The sequence below is a fragment of the Microbacterium testaceum StLB037 genome (genome assembly GCF_900104345.1).
Classification (GTDB): domain Bacteria; phylum Actinomycetota; class Actinomycetes; order Actinomycetales; family Microbacteriaceae; genus Microbacterium; species Microbacterium testaceum_A.
The window spans coordinates 522,024-544,500 of the sequence record NZ_FNJN01000003.1; the positions used below are offsets into that span (position 1 = coordinate 522,024).

A 22,477-nucleotide genomic window follows, 5' to 3' on the forward strand; every position below is an offset into this window, starting at 1 on the left:
GACGTCGGCCACCCGGACCCTCTGCGTCCGCCCCGCGTGAGTTGTCTGCTCGACGCGTCTCTCCCTCGCTAGATCTTCTTACGGAGCTTCCGCATGAACGCCCTGTTCACGCGCGCGCCGCAGCACTCCTCGGCCGCGCCTTCCCCCCTGCCCACCCCCTCGACGATCACGTTCGACACGACGGCGTACCGGCCGCTGGGTCTGCTCGACCGCCTGTCGCTGCGTCTGGGTCTCTGGCTGCTGAACCGGCATGCCAACAGAGCCCGCGCCCTCGACACCCGAGCAGTCGAGGCTCTTCGAGCCCGCGACGCGGCCGCCGAGCGCGCCCGCCGCGAGCAGGCCTGGCAGAGCGCCGCGGCGTTCAGCCGCCCGCCGTTCTGATCCCGGTGGGGTCGGCCTTCGGGTCGACCCCACCCCCACCCTCTCCTCATCCGACGAAAGACCTTCCAGTGACTTCCCTCCCCGCCTGCCTCGAGCTGCGCCCTCTTCACATCCCCTCCCGGATCGATGCTCCGGATGCCACGGACTTCCGCGAGATGGTCCGCCTCCGCAACCTGATCTCCTCCGAGATCTCGGGCCACGACGACTCGTCGATGCCCGCCGACGAACTCCTCCCGCTCTACCACCCCCGACCCGAGATGAAGCGATTCGCGTGGATCGCCGTTCACCACGGCGAGGTCGTCGGGCGCGTGGGTCTCGACTTCCCGCAGGAGGAGGGCGCCCGCACCGGGTTCTGGCTCATCGAATTGCGCCGCTCCGCGTGGGGGCACGGAATCGGGCGCGCCGCCTACGCGCTCATCGAGAACATCGCGCGCGAGCACGGGCGTACCGTCCTGCAGTCGTGGGCCGAGCACCCCGCCGCCGAGGGACCGCGCCTCGAGGCGCCGACGGGGTTCGGCTCGATTCCCCGGGATCGAGCGGCGCGGTTCCTTCTGGCATCCGGATTCTCGCTCGAGCAGATCGTTCGGGTGAGCGCGCTTGATCTCGCCGGGGCTCGACCGCGTCTCGAGGAACTCCTCACCGAGGCGGAGCAGGCGGCCGTCGGGTACCGGATCGTTCAGTGGGCGCTCCCCACTCCCGACGAGTTCGTCGACTCCTTCGCGTGGATGAAGTCCCGCATGGTGACGGACGCCCCCTCGGCGGACCTCGAGTTCGACGAGGAGGTCTGGGATGCCGCTCGCGTCCGCCGCTACGAAGCGGGTTACACCGACGCGGGGCGGCACATGCTCGTCACCGCCGCCCAGCACGTCGACACCGGCGAGCTCGCGGCCTTCAACGAGTTGGTCATCGGCAAGGACCGCACCGCGGCGACCAGCCAGGAGGACACCCTCGTCGTCGCGTCGCACCGAGGCCACCGGCTCGGAATGCTCGTGAAGTGCGCCGGGCTCCTGGCCTGGAACGACGTCGCTCCCCGGTCGCCCCGCGTGCTGACCTACAACGCCGAGGAGAACCGCCCCATGCTCTCGATCAACGAGGCCATCGGGTTCGCACCGATCTCGTACGAAGGGGTGTGGAAGAAGGTGCTGTGACGCAGTGGAGGGGCGGGGGCGAAGTCCCGCCCCTCCGGCGCTGCGCCGAGTGGGCCTCCGCCGCGAGCGAGAACGCTTGTCGCGCCGGTCGATCTCGGGATCGTTCAGAACCCGAGCACTGCGCGAGCGCCAGCGACGTCCGCCCGGACGAGGTCCTCGGCGTACTGCGATGCATGCTGACTCGCGACACGCAGCGTCGCGGCCTTGTGACGCAGGGTGCTGTCCATCTGCGCGTGCCGACCCGTCCAAGCAATTTGAGCATCGCCCTGCCAACCCGCACGCATCGTCTGCGAGGCATTAGACAACGTGTCCACCTCAGCGCTCAGCGCGTCGGCCGCGCTGGCGAGGACCTGTGCCGATGCGGCGATCGAGTTCGTGTCTCCTTTGAGATGCATCAGAGCCTCCTCACGAGAATGACGTACCCGAACGTGGGTAGCCCCGGTCCGCATCGCGGCGCATGCTTAGGGCGATATCGGATTCGGGGCCGAAGAGTTCGGCGCTGCGATCCGCGAGTCGGGCCATCGCTGCGTGCTGCGCCTCGGCAATCGTCTGGGTGGTGAGACGTCCGAGTGCGTCGAGACTGAGACGCTCCGCCTCGGCACCGAAGGTGATCAGGCGCACTCGGCCGCCTACACCGGCGCGAACAGTCACCTCGCCGCGGGCGCTGCGGACCTCTTCGGAGATCGCGTCCACATCGTCGGCTAGGGCGTCCGCCCGGAGCTTGTTGCTCTGTGCCTTGACGCGGATCTCCTGCAGTTGGCGTCGGGCGTTTTCGAAGCCGGCATCCATGCCGGTGAAAGGATCGGTCATCTCGAGTCCTCGAATCACTTCGCGGCGGTCACGTTGGCGGGAACAGCGGGAACGTCGCCGGGCCAATCGCCTAAGCGCTGTCGCGCGGGCGATCCGTCGCGGATGTCCACGGCAGCGATGGTGAAACCGGCGCCCCCGGGAGGAGGATCCAACGGCTCGATCCATCCCGCCTCAGACGCCGCCGCTGATGCATCGAAGCTGGAGTCGGTTTCATCTTTGACGCTGACTGAGATCTCGGCGTTGGGCATATATGCGTCGCGCACAGACCACGCTGACTCAATCAAGAACGAAATCAATGCGGGACCATCGGTGATCCGATATCCCGGATCCACGGTTACAGCGATGGCGTAGCCTGTGTTGCCTTTGACGTTGGGCGGGCCGCCCCCCGCGATGTCCACAGAGATCCCGGGGATGTTCGACACGGCGGCCTGCATTTCACTCTGAGTTTGCCCCCCGGCGGAGGCGTTGTGAGGAACCTCGTCTCGACGCGGTTGGGTGCAAGCGGACAACGCAGCGATTCCACTGACGACAATCGCTGCCGCGATCCATCGGTTAAGACGGGCCATAGTTCATCATGTCCTCAAGTCGATATTGCATGTCGGCCCAGATGCTGACATCGGAAATCCCTGCGTAAGCGCCGTTTGTGTTTCCGTCGAAACCGAGGTTCGCGAGGATCGTGTCGTTGTAGGACCCGGTCACTTCGAAAACGGCTCGCCCGTCGACGTTACGGAGCCTAAATGCCACTTCGCCCGGCCACTCGGGGTGACCCGGCTGCGCGGCGATGACGAATCCGTCGTCGGTTACCTGCTGCACCAAGATATCCCCCGCTGTCACGCCCGGAACACCCATGCCGAATAGAGATGTGTGAATGATCTGACCTTCTCCGGTCAGCTGCATATTCAGTTGCCCGTTGTCGCCTTCCCGAGAAGGGAGGAACACGTGACCGAATTGCTGGCGCAGCATGGCGTTGAGCTCTGCAGTCGTCATGTCTGTCGTCCCCAGGTCGTACTGATGTTGGTAGCCCTGCGAGTACTCGTGACGGAACACGTGATCGGAGCCCGGGTACGGCACACGTCCCGGGTTGTACGTGTCGCCCAGGGATCCGTCTCCCGGCACGAGCCCGGGCAAACCTCCGAGTCCCGGGATGTCCCCCGGCGGGTAATCGGCCAGGAGCTGACCGATCAGATTTTCGAGGTCTTGGTGAAACGGGATGATCGCCCGATACAGGTCCGTCAGCAGTCGCACCAGCTCACGCAGAGCCTGAAGAACCCGGTCGATGTTCTCCACAACTTCGTCGATGACCTGCGCGCAGTTGTTCGCGAAGTCCCGGATGGCCTGGGTCTTCTCGTCGACCTCCCACGGCCAGCTGCCGAACAGCACGTCACCGATCACCCCGGCCGCCGAGGACAACAACTCGAATCCGCTGCATACGAGTGAGCGCATGATCTCGACGGCGCGCACGCAAAGTTGGAGGACTTGGCTAACCACCTTCGACCAGTCGGCAATGGAGTGCGTGGCCGCCGAGAGGACCCGGAGCGAGCCTTCAACGACGGCAGCGGTGATGCCCTGAACGTGGCCCTGGATCTGAGCGAGTGTGTCGTTGAGAATCTGCGAGACGGCTTGGACGTCACCCGCGTATACCTCCCACGCGTGAGAAGCGTGGTAGAGACCTGCCGGGTCGCCGGTGACCTGCTCCAGCAGCTCTTCGAGCGGCTGCACGAATTGTGCGATCACCGACGCGAAGCCGGCGAGTCCGCTCCCACATCCGTCGCCACCGGCACCGGGCGCGGGAAGACCACTTTGCCAATCTGACGACCCGAGGGCTGCCGCGGCTGCATCCGCTGCGGGCGCGACGGTGATCGGTGCCATCAGATGTCACCGCCGAGCTTTTGGAAGTCGACCTGTGCGGCGTCCTCGACCCGCTCGAATTCCGACACCGCGACCTGAAGCCCGTCCGCGGTGCGCTGCGCGCGATCACCCACGAAGGACGATGCGCTCTCTATTAAGCCGCCCAGCGCGTTGAACCCTGGCGGAATAAAGGCGGCTAGAGGACCGAATGCCATCCCTGGGACGGCCGACCCCAACTGCCCGCTGGCGGAGTTCAGCGACCCGGCCGCCTGCGTGAGTGCTTGACGCACAATGTCGTAGGCGTCGCTGTCTACTTCAATCAGCCCCATGCGAAACCGTCCCCCATCGCAGACCCCACAGCCACAATGCTCGTGAGCGTAACATGAGCATCAACCCTGCTGCAGAGCCGCCCGATCGTTCGGCGGACGCTGACAGGGCGGGCGAAAGTAGCTCGACCGGTTCACGAAACGAGACGCGCACGATCGGTCACCCGCACCGCGGGCATATAGGGTGCCGGAGGTCACGCGTTCTGCTGCGCGGGCCGGATGTCCACCGGGACTCCGAGCGTGGCCCCGAGACTTCGTGCCCGTCCGTCCAGTTGGTCGGTCCGGCTCTTCTCGAGGACGGTGACGGCGCTCAGGCCGTCGTCCGACGCCTCGTCCACGCAGATGAGGTCGAGCCAGCTTCCCGCAGGACCCCGCGCTCGAGTGAGCTTGCTCACCCGCACCGCGGTGACTCGCTCTCGAGGGATGACGAGGAGCTGATCGCGACAGACGACGAGCGTCCGTCCGTCAGCAGAGACGTGCAGACCGCCCAGCAGACGCCGGCACGAATCATCCGGTTCGCGCGCGAACGGCGCGTTTGTCACGGAGGGTCGTCGGCGGCGGAGGTCGTCCAGGCTGCGCGGTGCCGCGTCATCATCGAGGCGCAGGAGAAGCCGGGAACTCTCTAGCTGCTCTCTCTCGAGGACGGAGAGCGCCGGGCGGAAACCTGGTTCGATCACGACCGAGCACGCCCGACGAAGTCGAGGTTCACGTCGGTCCGCCTCCGACGGTTCGGGGGTGCAGTACGGATGGGGTCCGGACGCCTGGAGGGACACCGACGCAGGACCTGCGGTCCACTCTGCACAGAACGCGAAGCCGCCGGAGGCCTCGATGGCTGCTTCACCGAGCCATGCGGAGAAGAACTCGACGGCCGCCTCGACGTTGATGCGGGGGTCATCTGCCACGGATACGACGGTGGAGAAGAAGTCGGCGGGGCTCGGCGCCGCGAGACGAAAGGCGTTCGTCGACAAGGGGAACAGCATGCCGGGCAGGGTGAGCTTCGGAAGCGGAGGGGCGATGACGTCCCAGTCGTAGACGGGATGACGCGTCACACCGAACCGAGTCGGCAGTTCGCGCAGGGGCACGGCCCACGGCACCCCGAGTTCGTCGAGCATCCGGTGTATGCGGTTCTCGGACGGGTCATCCGTCGTGAGGTCGACGACGGATGCCGAGACCGCGGGAACCGCGAGCCCAGAGGGGTCAGAACGTGCACGCGAGAACCACATGACGCCTCTACTCTCAACGCCGCTTCTGGCAGTGCGGGCAGAAGTGGCTCGACCGGTTCATGAACGACACGCGCACGATCGGTCGCCCGCACCGCGGACACGGCTGGCCGGTGCGCCCGTACGCATTGAGCGAGTGCGCGAAGTAGCCGGCCTGCCCGTTGACGTTGACGTACTGGGCGTCGAAGCTCGTTCCGCCCTCGGCGAGGGCCTTCTCGAGCACCGCCTGCACTTCGGCGAGCAGGCGGTTCACCGCGCGCGTCGGAAGATCGGATGCCGCGGTCTCGGGGTGGATGCGCGCAGCCCACAGCGATTCGTCGGCGTAGATGTTGCCGATGCCGCTCGCCGCCGTCTGATCCAGCAACACGCGTTTGATCCCCGAGGAGGTACGCGCCAATCGCGCGCGGAATCGTACGGCGTCGAATGCGGGGTCGAGGGGATCGCGCCCGATGTGCGCGACCTGCGTCGGTACGCGGGCGAGATCCGAGCCGCGGCCGCCGGCAGCGCCGTCGGGCGTGTCGACCAGGCTGTCGATCGCGAGCGAACCGAACGTGCGTTGATCGGCGAACACGACCGACAGCGGCCCGTGCACCGGGTGCTCCAGCTCGATGCGGATGCGCTCGTGTCGCTCCTCCGGCGCTCCGGGGGCACGGAGGAGCATCTGGCCGCTCATTCCCAGATGGGTGACGATGGCCTCGTCGTCGGCCACCGGCATCCACAGGAATTTGCCTCTGCGCACGGCGGACGCGATGCGTCGGCCGGTCAGCTCCGCCTCGAAGTGCGCGGCTCCCCCGGTGTGACGGGTCAGCGCGCGGTCGTCGCGCACATCGACAGACGAGATGAGGGCGCCCGTGACGGCGGGTTCGAGACCGGCGCGGACGACCTCGACCTCGGGAAGCTCAGGCACGCGCGTCGAGCTCGCGCCACGCGGTGAGAGCCGCAGCCATCTCGGCGTGCTTCTTACTGGAGCCGACGCCCGTGGTCACGACGTCGCCCGTGGTGACGGTGGCGGTGAACCGGCGGTCGTGATCGGGCCCGGTCGCCTCGACCGTGTAGACAGGAGCCGCGAGACCGAGTCGGGCCGCGATCTCTTGCAGGCTCGTCTTCGGGTCCATCGCCGCGCCGTACCGCTCGGGGTCCGCGAGAAGCGGTTCGACCAGGCGCAGCACCATGCCGGTCGCCGCGTCGGGGCCGGCCGACAGGAAGGTCGCGCCGATCAGCGCCTCCATGGTGTCGGCGAGGATCGAGTCCTTGTCGCGGCCACCGGTGAGGATCTCGCCGCGGCCCAGCCGCACGTGGTCGCCGAGTCCGATCGTGCGGGCGACCTCGGCCAACGCGACCGTCGACACGACGCTCGCGCGCCGCTTGGCGAGGCTTCCCTCGTCGAGATCGGGATGCCGCGTGAACAGCCGGACCGTGACGGCCTGGCCGAGCACGGAGTCGCCGAGGAACTCGAGGCGCTCGTTGTGCGGAATGCCGCCGTTCTCGTACGCGAACGAACGGTGGGTCAGAGCAAGAGAAAGAAGCTCGGGGTCGATCTCGACCCCGAGCTTCTCGGTGAGCGCTGCGCGCTCGACGTTGTTACGCGTCACGAATCGCCGATCAGACGTCGGCGACCTTGCGGCCCTTGTACTCGAGGAAGAGCTCGGTGCCCTGCGAGTCGGTGACGACCTTCGCCTGGTGGGGGCGGCTGTAGACGACCTTGCCGTTCTCGATGGTCTTGACCAGCGCGGGGGCTTCAGCCTTCCACTGCGCACGACGCGAGCGGGTGTTGGAGCGGGAGACCTTCCGCTTCGGGGGGTTACCTGCCATGACTAGCTCTTCTCTGTCTTGGGGGCGGCGCGGGGCGCATCGCCGTCGTCTGGGGTGTACTGCTGGAGCGCAGCCCATCGAGGATCGACAGGCGTCTGCTCCGTGGTGCCGGGGCTTTCCGTCAGCCTCTCGCCCGTGTTCGGGTCGAGCCCGGGGCAGTCCGGCTGACACACCGGCTGGAACGGAAGCGAAAGGACAATGGCATCCCGGACCAGATTTTCAAGATCCACGTGGTCGTCTTGAACGTCGAAGTCGTTCGCTTCGTCCCCAGGATACGCGAAAAGTTCCTGGAACTCGACTTCGACAGGCTCGGCGATGTCGATCAAGCAGCGTCCGCACACTCCGACGGCAGTGGTGTCGACGGTGCCCGAGACGAGAATGCCCTCGTGCACGGACTCGAGACGCACGTCGAGCTCGAGGATCTCGCCCTCGGGGACCGCGAGCAGGCCCTCCCCCCACTTCTCGGGGGTGGGCAGGTCGAGCGTGTGTTCGCGCATCTCGCCCGGGTGGCGCTCGATGTCGCGTACGGGGAGCTGGAAAGGTCCGGGTCGGCGAGTTCTCACGGTCGTCAATGCTACCCGTGCGCTCCTGGGCGGGGGCCGGGCGTCGCCCGTCGGCGCGGCGGTACGGTCGCCTGCCCGACGGTCCGAGCGTGTCAGATGCCGCGGGCGCCGGTGTCGAGGAACCGCGCCACCGCGGGCGGGACGTACGGCGAGACATCGCCGCCGAGACCCGCCACCTGACGCACGAGCGAGCTCGAGACCAGCGCATGAGAGGGGTCGGGGAGCAGGAAGACCGTCTCGACGTGGGCGAGGTCGCGGTTCACGATCGCCATGGGCGTCTCGTACGCCACGTCGACCTGCGAACGGATGCCCTTCACGAGCACCTTCGCTCCCACCTCGGTGCAGTAGTCCACGAGCAGGCCCATGCTCCACGCGGCGACGATCACGTCGCCCTCGACGCCCGCCTCGGCGATCGACTGCTCGAGCAGACTCTGCCGCTGAGCGATGGGGAGCATCGCCTCTTTGCCCGGGTTGTGGACCACGAGCACGTGCAGCTGGTCGAAGAGACCCGCCGCGCGCCGGATCACATCGAGGTGACCGAGCGTGGGAGGGTCGAACGAGCCGGGAACGACGGCGATCCGGGGGTTCATGCCGCCAGCCTACCGATGCGACCGGGGCAGCGACCCGACGGTCAGGACTTCGCCAGGGCAGCGCGCTCCTCGACTCCGACACGGCGCTCGAGGGCGGCGGCGAGCCCGGGATGCCGGCGCAGAGCCGGATCGTCGGCGAGAAGTCTCTCGCCCTCGGCGCGGGCCTCGGTGATGAGGTCGGCGTCGGTGACCACTCGCAGCAGACGTAGCGACGAACGCGCTCCCGACTGCGCGCCGCCGAGCACGTCACCTTCGCCGCGCAGGTCGAGGTCGACCTCGGCCAGGGCGAAGCCGTCGAGGGTCGCTGCCACCGCCTCGACGCGTGAGCGCGCCGAGGTTCCGGGCGAGGCTTCGGTCACCAGCAGGCAAAGGCCCGGGAGCCCCCCTCGCCCGACGCGTCCGCGCAGCTGATGCAGCTGCGAGACGCCGAAGCGATCAGCTTCGAGGATGACCATCGTGGAGGCGTTGGGCACGTCGACGCCGACCTCGATCACGGTGGTGGCGACGAGAACGTCGATGTCTCCGCGCGCGAAGGCCTGCATCACGGCGTCTTTCTCGTCGGAGGGCATCTTGCCGTGGAGGATCTGCACGCGGATGCCGCTGAACGTCGGCAATCGCGACAGCAACGCCTCGACCTGCACGACACCCCACCGCGTGCGGGCGCCCTCGGCGGCGGCGGCCGGTGCGTCCGCCGGTTCGTCGGTCTTCTCGTCGGCGGTGAGCTGGTCCGAGTCGATCGCGGCGCACACCACGAACGCCTGGCGCCCGAGGGCGACCTCTTCGGCCACGCGATCCCACACGCGGGCGAACCAGGCGGGCTTCTCGGCGAGCGGGGCGACGAACGACTGGATGCCGGCTCGCCCGGCGGGCATGGTGCGGATGGTCGAGACGTCGAGGTCGCCGAACACGGTCATGGCGACGGTGCGCGGGATGGGGGTCGCCGTCAGCACGAGCGTGTGCGGAGAACTGCCTTTGGCGCGCAGCGCCTCGCGCTGGTCGACGCCGAAACGGTGCTGCTCGTCGACGACGACGAAGCCGAGGTCGGCGAAGGTGGTGGTCGCGCTCAGGAGCGCGTGGGTGCCCACGACGATGCGCGCCTGGCCCGAGGCGACCCGCAGGGCTGCGCGGCGACGCTCTGCCGCCGGCATCTGCCCGGTGAGCAGGGTCGGCATGACCTCGGGGGCGAGCTCGGGACCGAGCATGCGGGCGATCGAGCGCAGGTGCTGACCGGCCAGCACCTCGGTGGGGGCGATGAGGGCGGACTGCCCGCCGGATTCGGCGACCTGCAGCATCGCGCGCAACGCCACCAACGTCTTGCCCGAGCCCACCTCGCCCTGCACCAGGCGGTTCATGGGCCAGTCGGCGACGAGGTCGGCCTCGAGCTGGGCGCCGACGCTCTGCTGGTCGGCGGTCAGCTCGAAAGGAAGGATCGCGTCGAAGCGCTCGAGCAGACCACCGGGCGCCGCCGGCCGCTTGGTCGCCGACAGCGCCCGCACGAACTGCCGCTGCTGGAGCAGGGCGGTCTGCAGCACGAAGGCCTCGTGCATGCGCAGGGTCGCGATCGCGGGCGGGATGTCGTCATCGGTCTCGGGGCGATGGATCTGCTCGAACGCCGCGCGCGCCGGGAGGAGACCGCGGCGGGTTCGCAGGTCGTCGGGCAAGGGGTCCTCGACCTCTCCGAGTCCGTCGAGCACGAGCGAGATCGTCTTCTGCACGAGCGTGCTCGGGATCGAGCTCGTCGCGGGATAGATCGGGATGGGCCGCTTCGCCGTCACCTCGGCCTCGGCGCGAGCCTCGGCGATGTCGTCGAACAGCTCGTAGTCGGGGTTCGTCAGCTGCGTCTGGCGACGATACTCGCCGACCTTGCCCGAGAAGATGCCGCGGCGCCCCGGAGTGAGGTCTTTCAGGCGCCAGGGCTGATTGAAGAAGGTGAGCGACATGCGCCCGTCGCCGTCGCTGATGACGACTTCGAGCAGCGAGCCGCGGCGGTTCTGCATGCGACGCTCGTTCGCGCTGACCACCTCGGCGACGATCGTGACCGGCTCGCCGAGCGGGAGGGAATCGATGGGCGTGAGCTCACCCCGACGGGCGTAGCGGCGGGGGTAATGCTCGAGCAGCTCACCCACCGTCTTCACGCCGAACGCCTTCTCGAATGCCGTCGCGGTCTTGCCGCCGATGGCGCCGTCCAGGCGCGACGCGAGCGAGAATCCGGGCATGCTCCGAGTCTAGGCAGGCCCCCGGACATCGCCGTTCGCTCGCGCGCACGCGACCGCCGCACCGAGGACCCTAGGCTGGAGAGGTGACGCGCATCATCTCGGGCCGGGCCGGAGGCACGGTCCTCGACGTACCCCCCAAGGGCACCCGCCCCACGAGCGACCGCGTCCGCGAGTCGCTCTTCGGAGCGCTCGAGTCCGCGGGCCTGCTCGACGACGCACGCGTGGCCGATCTGTTCGCGGGCTCCGGCGCCCTGGGGCTCGAGAGCCTCAGCCGCGGCGCCGCCTCCGCGGACCTCGTCGAGCTGTCGGCACCCGCCGCGGCCCTCATCCGCAAGAACGCAGAACGGGTGAAGGGGGCCGGCGTCACCGCCCCCGCGCGCGTGCACAAGGCGAACGTCACGACGTTCCTCTCGGCATCCACCCTCGAATGGGACCTCGTCTTCCTCGATCCGCCCTACGACCTCGCCGACGACGAGCTCACGAAAGCGCTCGTCGCGCTCGCGCCGCGCCTGCACCCCGACGGCACGGTGATCGTCGAGCGGGCGAAGCGATCCGCCGCCCCCGAGTGGGCCGCCGCCGGACTCGAGGCCGAGCGCGACCGCGCCTACGGCGACACCACGATGTGGTGGGGACGACCGCGAAGCGTCTGATCCCTCAGCCGCGACCGGCGTCCCAGTCGCGGTAGGGATCCCAGCCGCCCCGGCCCGACCAGGGATGATCGTCGACGGTGACGGCTTCGCTCCCGCGCGCCACGACCGTTCCCACACGACGGCCCAGCGGGTCCGCTTCGGCGGCGAACGTCACGAGGAACCCATGGTCCTCTCCCCCGCCGAGCGCGCGGTCGGGGTCGTCGCCGAGGGTCGCGGAGTCGAGCGCGATCGTGACCCCCGAGGCATCGGCCAGGCGCGTGGCGTCGAGGACGAGCCCATCGGAGATGTCCATCATCGCGGTGGCCCCCGCATCCGCGGCCCGCAAAGCCTCCGCGATCGGCGGTCGCGGCGTGAGCTGGCGAGCCAGTCCGCGCGCGTCGTCGGCACCGAGCGCCGCCCGGGCCTCGGACGTGATCACGACGGGAGTGCCGTCGGCATCCCGGAACCGCGCGAAGAGCACCTCGAGTCCCCGCGCGGCCTCGCCGAGCTCGCCGATCACGTAGACGCCGTCTCCGACGCGGGCACCGGAGCGACGCACGGGATCGCGGCCGTCGAGGCTCCCCAGGGCCGTCACGGCGATGGTCAGGGTGTCCGAGACCGTGAGGTCGCCGCCCTCGACCGCGCAGTCCGGTGCCAGTTCGGCGCAGGCCGCCGCGAGGCCGTCGGCGAACCCGCGGACGAACGAGACGGGAGTGTCGTCGGGCATCGCGAGCGCGACGAGCAGAGCGATGGGGCGCGCACCCATCGCGGCGACATCGGCGAGGTTCACCGCCGCGGACTTGAAGCCGAGATCGAACGGCGACGACCACGCCAGCCGGAAGTCGGGCCCGTGCACGAGCGTGTCGGTCGTCGCGACGACCCGCCCGTCGGGAACAGACAGCACAGCGGCATCGTCACCGGGCCCGACCGGGGCGGTCGACGGCGGAAGACGGTCCAGGATGCCGCGCAGGATCTGTCCCTCGGACAGCTCGCCCACAGTGGTTGCACGGGTGGTCTCGGCGTCGGTCACTCCCCCACGCTATTAGCCTGGAGGGGTGCCCCGCTCCTCCCGCCTCCTCGCGCTCCTCGCCGCCGCCGCCCTCCTCCCCGGGCTCGCGGCGTGCAGCACCACGGTCGCGATGCAGCCGGCCAAGGACGCGAACGACCCGGCGTGCGCCGAGATTACCTCGCGACTGCCCCAGACGATCTCGGGGCAGAACCGCCGCTGGACCGACGCGCAGTCGACCGGTGCGTGGGGAGATCCCGCCGCGATCCTCATGACGTGCGGGCTCGAGACGCCCGGCCCGTCCACCCTGCCGTGCCGCCCGTTCAACGGCGTGGACTGGCTGGTCGACGAGTCGCAGGCGGCCGACAACCGGTACACGCTGACGACGTTCGGGCGCAGCCCCGCGGTCCAGGTCTACCTGGACTACAAAGAGGCCAGCAGCGCCGATGTGGCCCAGGCCCTCGGACCGCTGATCAGCCAGTACCTGCCGTCGACGGGCGCCGTGTGCACCTCGGCGTCCGACGTCGCGCCCTCGCCGAGCCCGACGCCGTAGCGCGCGCCGCGTCCGACCCCAGGTGCACGACCGCGGGACTCTTCCCGACACACCGGCGTCACCGACCCCGGCGACGGCGCGCCGCCGGCCCGGCCCGCCGTTGCGCACGGCGAGCCGGGCCGCGACTCAGGCCTTCGCGAGGGCCGCGTCGAGCAGGTCGCTGATGAGGTCGGGGTAGGACAGGCCCGAGGCGATCCAGCAGGTCGGGAACATCGAGATCGGCGTGAACCCGGGCATGGTGTTGACCTCGTTCACGTAGAACTCGGTGCCGGTGTAGAAGAAGTCGACGCGCGCGAGGCCCTGGCCACCGATCGCCTCGAACGCCTGGGCGGCGATCCGCTGCATCTCGGCGAGCTCACCGTCGCGCAGGTCGGCGGGGCACACGAGCTCGACGCCGGCAGCCCCGAGGTACTTCGCCTCGAAGTCGTAGAACTCGCGTCCCGTCACGACGATCTCGCCGGCGACGCTGACACGCACCGGTCCGCCATCCCGCCCGGGGAGCACGCCGCACTCCACCTCGCGACCGACGATCGCCTTCTCGACCAGCACCAGGCCGTCCTCTGCGAACGCGGTGTCGAGAGCGGCGTCGAGGTCGTCCCACTGCGACACCTTCGTGACGCCGACGCTGGAACCGGCCTCGTTCGGCTTGACGAACACGGGCAGGTCGAGCGCGTGGATGCGGCGCTCCCACAGCGAGCGGTCGCGCGCGAGATCGGCGCGGGTCACCGCGACCCACGGCACCACGGGCACGTTCGCCGCGCGCAGCACCTGCTTGGTCACGTGCTTGTTCATGCCGATCGCCGACATGAGCACTCCGCCGCCGGCGTACGGGATGCCGAGCAGCTCGAGCAGCCCCTGCACCGTGCCGTCCTCACCGAAGCGGCCGTGCAGGATCGGCAGGACGACGTCGACGTCTCCGAGGGAGCGGGTGCCCTCGGCATCCGTCACCGTCCACTCGCGCGAGAGCGTCGAGTCGGGCAGGCGAACGCGCGTGCCGTTGTCGCGCACCTCGGGTAGCGCGTCGGGGATCAACGCGAACTTGTCGGGATCGTCGTCTTCGAGAACGAAGGCGCCGTCGCGGGTGATGCCGACCGGGATGACCCGGAAGCGGTCACGGTCGATCGCCCGCAGCACCCCGCCCGCCGTGGCGGAACTGATCGAATGCTCGCTGGAGCGCCCGCCGAAGAGCACCACCACCACCGGTTTGGTCATTCTGCGTCCTCTCGCCCTGCGGCTGGTCGTCGTCTGTCGTCAGGTGCGGTGCGATGTCGCGCGGGTCCATGGTCCCGTCCAGCACCATCTTGACCTGCTGCACGATGGGCATGTCGACGCCGACCTGCTTCGCGAGTTGTAGGACGGGGGCGACGGATGCCAAGCCCTCCGCGGTCTGCTGCATCTGGGTCACGACCTCTTTGTAGCCGTAGCCCTGGCCGAGCAGGCGCCCGGCGGTGTTGTTGCGGCTGAGCGGCGACTGGCACGTCGCGATGAGGTCGCCGAGGCCGGCGAGGCCCTGCAGGGTCTCGGGCTGGGCGCCCTGCGCCACGGCGAAGTCGGTCATCTCGACGAGGCCGCGCGTGATGATCGAGGCTTTCGTGTTCTCGCCGTAGCCCACGCCGTCGACGATGCCGATCGCGACGGCGATCAGGTTCTTCAGCACGCCGCCGAACTCGGTGCCGATCACGTCGGTGTTCACGAACGAGCGGAAGTACCTGTTGCGCGCGCGGCGGGCCACGGCCTCGGCGGTTTCGGGGCTCAGCGAGCTGATGACGGCCGCGGTGGGCTGCTCGCGGGCGATCTCGAGGGCGAGGTTGGGACCGGATGCCACGGCGATGCGGGCCGGGTCGCACTGGAGCACCTGTTCGATGACCTGGCTCATGCGCAGCCCGGTCGACTTCTCGACGCCTTTCATGAGCGAGACGAGCGGCACGTCGGTGCGCTCGACAAGGGGTCGTATGGCGGCGAGGTTCTCGCGCAGCGACTGGCTCGGCACCGACAGGAAGATCTGCTCCGCGCCGTTCAGCGCCTCGGCGAGGTCGGTGGTGGCCGTCATGGTCCGCGGCAGGTTGATGCCCGAGAGGTAGCGGCTGTTGCGCTTCGACTCGGTGATCTCTGCGGCCAGCTCGGGGCGGCGCGCCCACATGACCACCGAGGCTCCGCCGTCGGCGAGGATCTTGCCGAATGTCGTGCCCCAGCTGCCCGCGCCGACGACGGCGACCTTCGGTCCGGCGACCGGCGCGGGGCTCTTACGACTCAAGGCGACCCGTCTCGTTCTGCCCGTGCTGCGACGGGTTCCAGCGCTCCGCGGGAGCGGGAAGACCCCGGATGCCGGAGAGCATCGCGGTGATCTCGTTCATCATCGCGTCAGTGGCCTTCGTCAGGGTGGCCGGCTGGGTGCGCGTGGCGGCGTAGGCGCTCATGTCCATGGCGGGGCCGAACTCGACGATGACGTGCGAGCGGCGGGGGAACTTCAGCTTCCCGTACCGCGGGAGGATCTGCTGCACGCCCCACTGCGCCATGGGGATGAGCGGCAGATCGGCGGCGAGGGCCAGGCGAACCGCCCCGGTCTTGCCGCGCATCGGCCACAGGTCGGGGTCGCGCGTGAGGGTTCCCTCGGCGTACACGATCACACCGCGGCCGTCGCGGGCGATCTGCTCGGCAGCTTTCATCGACTGGTTCGCGCTGGTCGAGGCCCGCGGCACCGGCACCATGCCGGTGGCACGGAGCGCCGCACCGAGGACGGGCACCTTGAACAGACTCTCTTTGGCCATGAACCGCGGGGCGCGACCGAGCCGCCAGACGGCGACGGCCACGATCACCGGGTCGAACTCCGAGTTGTGGTTCGGAGCGATGACGTAGGCGCCCTCGCTCGGGAGGTTCTCGCCCCCGCGGATCTCGATCCGGGCGAACAGGCCCGTGATCGGCACGATGATCGCCGCGAGCGGCCAGAAGGCGCTCGGCTTCGTCTTCTCGGGCGAGGCGGCCACGGGTCAGCCCACGACGTCGAAGTCGGCGTCGAGAGCGGTCAGCTTCTCGAGGAACTTCTCGTAGCCCCGGCGGATGATGCCGATGTTGCGCACGGTCGACTCGCCCTCGGCGGCCAGGGCCGCAATCACGTAGCTGTAGCCGCCGCGCAGGTCGGGGACCTCGACGTCGGCGCCGTGCAACGGCGTCGGGCCGTTGATGACGGCCGCCTGCTCGAGGTCGCGACGCGGCACCCGACGATCGGGGCTCGAGATGCCCTTGGGGTGCACGACGATGTCGGCGCCCATCTTGTTGAGCGCCTCGGTGAAGCCCAGGCGGTTCTCGTACACGGTCTCGTGGACGGTGGAGGTGCCGGGGGCCTGCGTCAGGGCGACGATGAGCGGCTGCTGCCAGTCGGTCATGAAGCCGGGGTGCACGTCGGTCTCGACCATGACGGGCTTGAGGGCGTCGCCGCGGCGGAACAGGATGCCGTCCTCGCGGACGTCGAACCAGCCGCCGGCCTTGCGGAAGACGTTGAGGAAGGTCAGCATGTCCTGCTGGCGGGCGCCCTTGGCGAAGATCTCGCCGTCGGTCGCCAGCGCGGCGCAGGCCCACGAGGCGGCTTCGTTGCGGTCGAAGATCGCGCGGTGGTCGTAGCCGACGAGCTTGTCGACGCCCTCGATGAAGATGACGCGGTTGGGCTCGTACGAGATGATCGCGCCCATCTTCTGCAGGACGGCGATGAGATCCATGATCTCGGGCTCGATCGCGGCGTTGCGCAGCTCCGTGACGCCCTTCGCGCGGACGGCGGTGAGCAGGACCTGCTCGGTCGCGCCGACGCTCGGGTAGGGCAGGGTGATATTGGCGCCGTGGAGGCCGTTCGGGGCCGTGATGCGGATGCCCTCGTAGCTCTTGTCGACGACGGCGCCGAAGGCGCGCAGGGCGTCCATGTGGAAGTTGATCGGGCGATCGCCGATGCGGCATCCGCCGAGGTCGGGGATGAGCGCCTCGCCGAGCAGGTGCAGCAGCGGCCCGCAGAACAGGATCGGGATGCGCGAGGCCCCCGCGTGCGCGTCGATCTCTTCGAAGTGCGCGGCGACCGCGCCCGAGGGGTCGAGGTGAAGCGTGCCCTCCTCGTCACCCTCGGTCACGGTGACGCCGTGCACCTCGAGGAGCGACCGGACGACCTTGACGTCGCTGATCATCGGCACGTCGCGGAGCGTGCTCGTGGTCTCGCCCAGGAGCGCGGCCACCATGGCCTTCGTCACCAGGTTCTTCGCGCCCTTGACCTCGACGGTCCCGCGCAGGGGCCGACCGCCGCGGATCGAAAGAGTTTCGGCCGCCTCCCAGTCGGGCTGTCCGGGGTTCTGGTCTCCGGAGTCGGTGACGAGTGTGCTCATGGGGGGTGGACCTCACTTCGTGGACGAGGGGCGGCAGATCGACCCGATCGGGTCGATCGGGCTCAGCGGACCGGAAGGGTCTGCGGCCGCCATGCCTCGCGGCGCGCCTCGAACTGCGTGATCTTGTCTTCGTCACGCAGAGTGAGCCCGATGTCATCGAGCCCTTCGAGAAGCCGCCACCTAGTGTAATCGTCGATCTCGAACGAGACCTGGAGGTCGCCGACCGTGGCGGTCTTCGCGGTAAGGTCCACGGTCATCTCGATGCCCGGGTTCGCCTCGAGGACGGCCCAGATCTGCTCGACCTCGTCCTCGGTGATCACGCCCGTGACCAGGCCTTGCTTGCCCGAGTTGCCGCGGAAGATGTCGGCGAACTTGGGGCTCAGCACGACACGGAACCCGTAGTCGCGCAGCGCCCACACGGCGTGCTCGCGGCTGGATCCGGTGCCGAAGTCGGGGCCGGCGACGAGGACGGATGCCGAGCGGTAGGCGTCCTGGTTGAGCACGAACCCGGGGTCCTGGCGCCAGTTCGAGAACAGGGCGTCTTCGAAGCCGGTCTTGGTGACGCGCTTGAGGAACACCGCGGGGATGATCTGGTCGGTGTCGACGGCGGAGCGCTTCAGAGGCGCGGCGACACCGGTGTGCGTGGTGAACTTCTCCATGTCAGGCCTCCGCCCCGGTCGAAACGGTCTCGGTGGGAACGGGGCCCAGATCGGCCGGGCTCGACAGCGTTCCGCGCACGGCCGTGGCCGCGGCGACCAGCGGCGAGACGAGGTGCGTGCGCCCGCCCTTGCCCTGGCGTCCTTCGAAGTTACGGTTCGAGGTCGACGCGCAGCGTTCCCCCGGGGCCAGCTGGTCGGGGTTCATGCCCAGGCACATCGAGCACCCCGCGAAGCGCCATTCGGCGCCGAAGTCGGTGAAGACCTTGTCGAGGCCCTCGGCCTCGGCTTCGAGGCGCACGCGCGCCGATCCCGGCACGACCATGACGCGGACGTTCTCGGCCTTGGTGCGTCCCTCGATGACCGAGGCGAAGGCGCGGAGGTCTTCGATGCGGCTGTTGGTGCAGGAACCCATGAACACGGCATCCACTGGGATGTCCTTCATCGGGGTGCCGGCCTGCAGGTCCATGTACTCGAGCGCCCGTTCGGCGGCGGCGCGCTCGTTGGGGTCGGCGATGTCGGCCGGGGTCGGAACGACGTCGCTGAGCGAGACGCCCTGGCCCGGGTTCGTGCCCCAGGTGACGAAGGGTTCGAGCTCGGCGGCGTCGAGGAACACCTCGGCGTCGTAGACCGCGCCCTCGTCGCTCGGCAGCGTGCGCCAGTAGGCGACCGCGTCGTCCCAGTCCTGGCCCTGCGGGGCGTGGGGCTTGTCCTTGACGTAGGCGAAGGTCGTCTCGTCGGGGGCGATCATGCCCGCGCGGGCGCCGGCCTCGATCGACATGTTGCACATCGTCATGCGCCCCTCCATCGAGAGGGAGCGGATCGCGCTGCCGCGGAACTCGAGCACGTAGCCCTGGCCGCCGTTGGCGCCGATCTTGGCGATGATCGCGAGGATGATGTCCTTCGCGGTGACGCCGGGCTTCAGCTCGCCCTCCACGGTGATGGCCATCGTCTTGAAGGGCTTGAGCGGCAGGGTCTGGGTGGCGAGCACGTGCTCGACCTCGCTGGTGCCGATGCCGAACGCCATCGCGCCGAACGCGCCGTGGGTCGAGGTGTGCGAGTCGCCGCACACGACGGTGATGCCCGGCATGGTGAGGCCGAGCTGCGGGCCGACCACGTGGACGATGCCCTGCTCCTTGTCGCCCAGCGAGTGGATGCGCACGCCGAACTCGTCGGCGTTGCGGCGCAGCGTCTCGATCTGCGTGCGGCTGGTGAGGTCCGCGATCGGCTTGTCGATGTCGAGGGTCGGGGTGTTGTGGTCTTCGGTCGCGATCGTCAGGTCGAGCCGGCGCACGGGGCGACCCTCGGCGCGCAGGCCGTCGAAGGCCTGAGGGCTCGTCACCTCGTGCACGAGGTGGAGGTCGATGTAGATGAGGTCGGGCTGACCGTTCTCGCCCTTAACCACGAGGTGGTCGTCCCAGACCTTCTCGGCCAGGGTGCGAGGGTTCTCGGGAATCGTGCTCATGTTTGCGTTTCTCCTCGGAAGGGGGTGTGAGGCCCGCGACGAACTCCGCGACGAGAGAGGCCTAGAACAAGGTCTCGTCGCGGCCGCTAAGGAGGAGGCGAGCGATCCGCACGTCGTCACGATACCACCGGCGTCCGACACCCCCGCCGCCGGGGACGGGTGGCGGATGCCGCGTCGGCGGCGTCACAGAGCGACGCACGTTTCGCCGCCCGGAGCCCGCGCGTGCGAATCTGGGCCGACCCGAAGGAAGGAGTGCGCCATGGCCGCAGGCGCCGACACCGGTTTCTCCACTCGCCAGGTCCACGCAGGAGCGGCGACCGCGCAGGCGAGCCCGCGCGCGACCCCGATCTACCTCACGGCGGGCTTCACGTTCAGCGACCTCGACGAGTCGGCCGCGCACTTCGGCGAGGGCACGGGCTTCGGCTACAGCCGCACCGGCAACCCCACAGTGCACGCGGTCGAAGAGCGTCTCGCCTCGCTCGAGGGCGGCGACCAGGCCGTGCTCGTCTCGAGCGGTCAGGCGGCCGTCACCGTCGCGCTGCTCGCCCTCGCCGGAGCCGGCGACCACGTCGTCGTGTCGGAGCACATCTACGAGGGCACGCGCGGCCTCCTGCTCGACAACCTCGCGCGCCTCGGCGTCGAAACGACCTTCGTCGACACCGACGACCTCGACGCCTGGCGCGCCGCGATCACGCCCCGCACGCGGGCCCTCTTCGCCGAGACGCTCTCGAACGCCCGCAACGACGTGCTCGACGTGGCCGCGGTGGCGGCCATCGGCGCCGAGCAGGGCATCCCGCTCGTCGTCGACAGCACGTTCACCACTCCGTACCTGCTTCGCCCGATCGAGCACGGGGCCGCCGTCGTCGTGCACTCGGCGAGCAAGTTCCTGGCGGGTCAGGGTGCCGTGCTCGGCGGTGTCATCGTCGACGACGGTCGATTCGACGCCGCGGCATCCGGTCACCGCTTTGCCCACCTCGTGCAGACCGACCGTCTGGGCGGGGCGAGCTACGCCGAGAAGTACGGCGCCCGCGCGCGCGGGCAGTACATCCGCGAGAGCGTGGCGCCGCGGTTCGGCCCCTCGCCCTCGCCGCTGAACGCCTTCCTGATCGGCCAGGGCATCGAGACCCTGAGCCTGCGCGTCGAGCGGCAGTCGCAGAACGCCCTCGCCGTCGCCCGCTGGCTCGAACAGCGCCCCGAGGTCGAGCGCGTCGACTACATCGGTCTCGACTCGCACCCCCACCACGGTCTCGGTGAGCGCTACCTGACGCGCGGCTTCGGGTCGGTCTTCACCGTCACCCTGCGCGGCGGTCTCGAGGCGGCGCGCCACGTCGTGCAGTCGGTCGAGGTCATCACGCACATGACCCACCTCGGCGACGTGCGCTCGCTCGTGCTGCACCCGCAGAGCACCTCGCACGCCGCCCGCACCGTCGCCGAGCGCGAGCGGGCGGGCGTTTTCCCCGGCACGATCCGCCTGTCGATCGGCATCGAAGACATCGACGACCTGCTCGCCGACCTCGAACAGGCGCTCGTGCGCGTCCCCGTGCTCGAGCGCGAGACGGTCGTGCTGTGAGCCGGCTGCAGCACTTCGGCTGGTTCCTCGCGCGCGGCTTCGGCCCCCACGGGTGGGGCCACCCCTACCTGCGCTGGAACCACCGCTGGACCGAGCCCGGCCTCTACCAGGACTCCGCCCGCACGCTCGAGCAGGCCGGCTTCGACCTGCTGATCATCGAAGACGCGCCCTCGCTGGGCAGCGCCGACACGATCGACCTGCGCGTGCGTCACGCCTTCGGCGGGCCCAAGCACGACCCGCTACTGCTCGCACCGTACCTGTTCGCGGCGACGCAGCATTTGGGCGTGGTGCCGACGGTCAACCCGGCCGCGTACCTGCCGTACACCGCCGCTCGACAGTTCGCGACGCTCCAGCACCTGAGCGGCCACCGTCTCGGCCTGAACGTCGTCACCGACACCGGCAGCGCGCGCCACTTCTCGACCGCGCCGCAGCTCGGGCACGATGCGGCCTACGACCGGGCGGAGGAGTGGCTCGACGGCATCCGGAAGCTCTGGAACAGCTGGGGCGAGGGCGCTCTCGTCGCCGATGAAGAGACGGGTGTCTATGCCGACGGCACGAAGCTCGAGGCGGTGCGGCACCGGGGAGAGCACTTCGGCTTCGACGGGCCGCTGAACGCGGTGCCCTTCACCGACGGCGAGCCCGCGATCGTGTCCCCCGGCGGATCCGGCCGCGGCCTGTCGTTCGCCGGGCACAACTCCGACGTGCAGCTCGCGCTCGCACCTCTCGACGAACAGAGCATCCGGGCCTACCGCGGCCGCATCCACGCGGCAGCCGAGGCCGCCGGGCGCACATCGGCAGACATCAAGATCCTCTTCGCGATCCAGCCCGTGCTCGTCTCGTCGCCGGAGGAAGCCGACCGCCTGGTCGCGGCATCCGCTCACCCCGATGACGAGGCGCTCGTCACCATCGCCCGCAAGCAGTCGAGCGATCTCGAGACCGACCTCACCGGTCTCGACCTCGACAAGCCGCTCGACCGGTCGATCTTCGGCGAGCACGTGTCGGAGGGCAGCATCAAGCGGCTCGTCGGAAAGCACGACGACGACGCTCCCCTGCGCACGATCCTCGCCGCGCACGCACGCTTGGGCCGCCTGAACGACGGCTCCGGCTTCGTGGGGACGGCCGACGAGTTCGCCGACCGCATCGAAGAACTCGGCGAGTGGGGCAACGACGGCGTCCTGCTGTGGGGCGACCTGCACCCTGTCACCGTGCATCGCGTACTCGATGACCTCGTGCCGATCCTGCGTCGGCGTGGCATCCTCCGCGAGGAGTACGTCGACGGCGGACTTCAGGCGAATCTGCGCGCGTTCTAGATTCCGGATGCCG

At 69.4% G+C, this 22,477-nt stretch carries 25 protein-coding genes; 6 read left to right on the forward strand and 19 right to left on the reverse strand.

Annotated elements, in window-relative coordinates:
- Nucleotides 1-93: 93 nt before the first annotated feature.
- On the forward strand, nt 94-381 hold the full coding sequence (locus BLS25_RS08815) for a hypothetical protein (protein WP_056230865.1): 288 nt from the start codon (nt 94-96) through the stop codon (nt 379-381).
- A gap of 68 nt (nt 382-449) precedes the next feature.
- Nucleotides 450-1,529, forward strand: a complete 1,080-nt coding sequence (locus tag BLS25_RS08820) for a GNAT family N-acetyltransferase (protein WP_074695107.1) — start codon at nt 450-452, stop codon at nt 1,527-1,529.
- Between the two features lie 104 nt (nt 1,530-1,633).
- On the opposite strand, the gene BLS25_RS08825 is transcribed toward BLS25_RS08820, so the two are convergent.
- The 12 genes from BLS25_RS08825 to BLS25_RS08880 form a co-directional block, all read right to left on the reverse strand.
- Entirely contained in the window at nt 1,634-1,924 is a 291-nt protein-coding gene (locus BLS25_RS08825; protein ID WP_074695108.1) for a hypothetical protein, read from the reverse strand.
- Nucleotides 1,925-1,934: 10 nt separating this feature from the next.
- A complete protein-coding gene (locus BLS25_RS08830; RefSeq protein WP_074695109.1) occupies nt 1,935-2,339 on the reverse strand; it encodes a hypothetical protein in 405 nt (134 codons plus the stop codon).
- Between the two features lie 14 nt (nt 2,340-2,353).
- Nucleotides 2,354-2,773, reverse strand: coding sequence for a hypothetical protein (locus tag BLS25_RS16640; protein ID WP_143017877.1), 420 nt, complete (start codon nt 2,771-2,773; stop codon nt 2,354-2,356).
- Nucleotides 2,774-2,891: 118 nt separating this feature from the next.
- The gene (locus BLS25_RS08840; protein ID WP_143017878.1) at nt 2,892-4,208 is read right to left on the reverse strand and encodes a hypothetical protein; all 1,317 of its coding nucleotides are present in this window, start codon (nt 4,206-4,208) and stop codon (nt 2,892-2,894) included.
- Nucleotides 4,208-4,516: a hypothetical protein gene (locus BLS25_RS08845; RefSeq protein ID WP_074695112.1), complete on the reverse strand. Its 309-nt coding sequence runs from the start codon at nt 4,514-4,516 to the stop codon at nt 4,208-4,210. The genes BLS25_RS08840 and BLS25_RS08845 overlap by 1 nt, the downstream gene beginning before the upstream one ends.
- A gap of 191 nt (nt 4,517-4,707) precedes the next feature.
- Entirely contained in the window at nt 4,708-5,736 is a 1,029-nt protein-coding gene (locus BLS25_RS08850; protein WP_074695113.1) for a hypothetical protein, read from the reverse strand.
- 13 nt (nt 5,737-5,749) lie between these two features.
- On the reverse strand, nt 5,750-6,640 hold the full coding sequence (gene mutM, locus BLS25_RS08855; protein ID WP_074695114.1) for a bifunctional DNA-formamidopyrimidine glycosylase/DNA-(apurinic or apyrimidinic site) lyase: 891 nt from the start codon (nt 6,638-6,640) through the stop codon (nt 5,750-5,752).
- Nucleotides 6,633-7,325 (reverse strand): ribonuclease III, encoded by a 693-nt coding sequence (rnc, locus tag BLS25_RS08860; protein WP_056230854.1) that lies wholly within the window; start codon nt 7,323-7,325, stop codon nt 6,633-6,635. The genes mutM and rnc overlap by 8 nt, the downstream gene beginning before the upstream one ends.
- 10 nt (nt 7,326-7,335) lie before the next feature.
- Nucleotides 7,336-7,545, reverse strand: coding sequence for a 50S ribosomal protein L32 (gene rpmF / locus BLS25_RS08865; protein WP_013586329.1), 210 nt, complete (start codon nt 7,543-7,545; stop codon nt 7,336-7,338).
- 2 nt (nt 7,546-7,547) lie between these two features.
- Nucleotides 7,548-8,042: a YceD family protein gene (locus BLS25_RS08870; protein WP_074695115.1), complete on the reverse strand. Its 495-nt coding sequence runs from the start codon at nt 8,040-8,042 to the stop codon at nt 7,548-7,550.
- A gap of 158 nt (nt 8,043-8,200) precedes the next feature.
- Nucleotides 8,201-8,698, reverse strand: a complete 498-nt coding sequence (gene coaD / locus BLS25_RS08875; protein WP_074695116.1) for a pantetheine-phosphate adenylyltransferase — start codon at nt 8,696-8,698, stop codon at nt 8,201-8,203.
- 41 nt (nt 8,699-8,739) lie between these two features.
- Nucleotides 8,740-10,914, reverse strand: a complete 2,175-nt coding sequence (locus tag BLS25_RS08880) for an ATP-dependent DNA helicase RecG (RefSeq protein ID WP_074695117.1) — start codon at nt 10,912-10,914, stop codon at nt 8,740-8,742.
- 83 nt (nt 10,915-10,997) lie between these two features.
- On the opposite strand from BLS25_RS08880, the gene rsmD reads away from it, so the two are divergent.
- Nucleotides 10,998-11,564, forward strand: a complete 567-nt coding sequence (rsmD, locus tag BLS25_RS08885; RefSeq protein WP_074695118.1) for a 16S rRNA (guanine(966)-N(2))-methyltransferase RsmD — start codon at nt 10,998-11,000, stop codon at nt 11,562-11,564.
- 4 nt (nt 11,565-11,568) lie between these two features.
- Here rsmD and thiL read toward each other — a convergent pair whose 3' ends face one another.
- Entirely contained in the window at nt 11,569-12,573 is a 1,005-nt protein-coding gene (thiL, locus tag BLS25_RS08890) for a thiamine-phosphate kinase (RefSeq protein ID WP_074695119.1), read from the reverse strand.
- A 25-nt stretch (nt 12,574-12,598) separates the two neighbouring features.
- Between thiL and BLS25_RS08895 the strand changes: the two genes are divergently transcribed.
- On the forward strand, nt 12,599-13,102 hold the full coding sequence (locus tag BLS25_RS08895; protein WP_056230842.1) for a DUF3515 family protein: 504 nt from the start codon (nt 12,599-12,601) through the stop codon (nt 13,100-13,102).
- A gap of 126 nt (nt 13,103-13,228) precedes the next feature.
- On the opposite strand, the gene BLS25_RS08900 is transcribed toward BLS25_RS08895, so the two are convergent.
- From BLS25_RS08900 to leuC, 6 genes are all read right to left on the reverse strand, one after another.
- Nucleotides 13,229-14,314 (reverse strand): D-alanine--D-alanine ligase family protein, encoded by a 1,086-nt coding sequence (locus BLS25_RS08900; protein ID WP_074695120.1) that lies wholly within the window; start codon nt 14,312-14,314, stop codon nt 13,229-13,231.
- A complete protein-coding gene (locus tag BLS25_RS08905; protein WP_074695121.1) occupies nt 14,214-15,356 on the reverse strand; it encodes an NAD(P)H-dependent glycerol-3-phosphate dehydrogenase in 1,143 nt (380 codons plus the stop codon). Before BLS25_RS08905 ends, BLS25_RS08900 begins: the two co-directional genes overlap by 101 nt.
- Entirely contained in the window at nt 15,346-16,086 is a 741-nt protein-coding gene (locus BLS25_RS08910) for a lysophospholipid acyltransferase family protein (protein WP_074695122.1), read from the reverse strand. Before BLS25_RS08910 ends, BLS25_RS08905 begins: the two co-directional genes overlap by 11 nt.
- 3 nt (nt 16,087-16,089) lie before the next feature.
- Entirely contained in the window at nt 16,090-17,463 is a 1,374-nt protein-coding gene (gene murA, locus BLS25_RS08915) for a UDP-N-acetylglucosamine 1-carboxyvinyltransferase (protein ID WP_074695123.1), read from the reverse strand.
- 62 nt (nt 17,464-17,525) lie between these two features.
- Entirely contained in the window at nt 17,526-18,122 is a 597-nt protein-coding gene (gene leuD / locus BLS25_RS08920; RefSeq protein ID WP_074695124.1) for a 3-isopropylmalate dehydratase small subunit, read from the reverse strand.
- Nucleotide 18,123: 1 nt separating this feature from the next.
- Nucleotides 18,124-19,584, reverse strand: coding sequence for a 3-isopropylmalate dehydratase large subunit (leuC, locus tag BLS25_RS08925; RefSeq protein ID WP_074695125.1), 1,461 nt, complete (start codon nt 19,582-19,584; stop codon nt 18,124-18,126).
- A 259-nt stretch (nt 19,585-19,843) separates the two neighbouring features.
- Between leuC and BLS25_RS08930 the strand changes: the two genes are divergently transcribed.
- Together BLS25_RS08930 and BLS25_RS08935 are read left to right on the forward strand one after the other, a co-directional pair.
- A complete protein-coding gene (locus BLS25_RS08930) occupies nt 19,844-21,154 on the forward strand; it encodes an O-acetylhomoserine aminocarboxypropyltransferase/cysteine synthase family protein (RefSeq protein WP_056230829.1) in 1,311 nt (436 codons plus the stop codon).
- Nucleotides 21,151-22,464, forward strand: coding sequence for an LLM class flavin-dependent oxidoreductase (locus BLS25_RS08935; RefSeq protein WP_074695126.1), 1,314 nt, complete (start codon nt 21,151-21,153; stop codon nt 22,462-22,464). The genes BLS25_RS08930 and BLS25_RS08935 overlap by 4 nt, the downstream gene beginning before the upstream one ends.
- Nucleotides 22,465-22,477 lie beyond the last annotated feature (13 nt).

Excerpts from the sequence above, each read along its gene's own strand:
- BLS25_RS08815 (WP_056230865.1), top strand. The coding sequence starts at position 94 with ATGAACGCCCTGTTCACGCGCGCGCCGCAGCACTCCTCGGCCGCGCCT.
- BLS25_RS08825 (WP_074695108.1), bottom strand. The coding sequence starts at position 1,924 with ATGCATCTCAAAGGAGACACGAACTCGATCGCCGCATCGGCACAGGTC.
- BLS25_RS08830 (WP_074695109.1), bottom strand. The coding sequence starts at position 2,339 with ATGACCGATCCTTTCACCGGCATGGATGCCGGCTTCGAAAACGCCCGA.
- BLS25_RS16640 (WP_143017877.1), bottom strand. The coding sequence starts at position 2,773 with ATGCAGGCCGCCGTGTCGAACATCCCCGGGATCTCTGTGGACATCGCG.
- BLS25_RS08840 (WP_143017878.1), bottom strand. The coding sequence starts at position 4,208 with ATGGCACCGATCACCGTCGCGCCCGCAGCGGATGCAGCCGCGGCAGCC.
- BLS25_RS08845 (WP_074695112.1), bottom strand. The coding sequence starts at position 4,516 with ATGGGGCTGATTGAAGTAGACAGCGACGCCTACGACATTGTGCGTCAA.
- BLS25_RS08850 (WP_074695113.1), bottom strand. The coding sequence starts at position 5,736 with ATGTGGTTCTCGCGTGCACGTTCTGACCCCTCTGGGCTCGCGGTTCCC.
- rpmF (WP_013586329.1), bottom strand. The coding sequence starts at position 7,545 with ATGGCAGGTAACCCCCCGAAGCGGAAGGTCTCCCGCTCCAACACCCGC.
- BLS25_RS08870 (WP_074695115.1), bottom strand. The coding sequence starts at position 8,042 with ATGCGCGAACACACGCTCGACCTGCCCACCCCCGAGAAGTGGGGGGAG.
- coaD (WP_074695116.1), bottom strand. The coding sequence starts at position 8,698 with ATGAACCCCCGGATCGCCGTCGTTCCCGGCTCGTTCGACCCTCCCACG.
- BLS25_RS08880 (WP_074695117.1), bottom strand. The coding sequence starts at position 10,914 with ATGCCCGGATTCTCGCTCGCGTCGCGCCTGGACGGCGCCATCGGCGGC.
- BLS25_RS08900 (WP_074695120.1), bottom strand. The coding sequence starts at position 14,314 with ATGACCAAACCGGTGGTGGTGGTGCTCTTCGGCGGGCGCTCCAGCGAG.
- murA (WP_074695123.1), bottom strand. The coding sequence starts at position 17,463 with ATGAGCACACTCGTCACCGACTCCGGAGACCAGAACCCCGGACAGCCC.
- leuD (WP_074695124.1), bottom strand. The coding sequence starts at position 18,122 with ATGGAGAAGTTCACCACGCACACCGGTGTCGCCGCGCCTCTGAAGCGC.
- leuC (WP_074695125.1), bottom strand. The coding sequence starts at position 19,584 with ATGAGCACGATTCCCGAGAACCCTCGCACCCTGGCCGAGAAGGTCTGG.
- BLS25_RS08930 (WP_056230829.1), top strand. The coding sequence starts at position 19,844 with ATGGCCGCAGGCGCCGACACCGGTTTCTCCACTCGCCAGGTCCACGCA.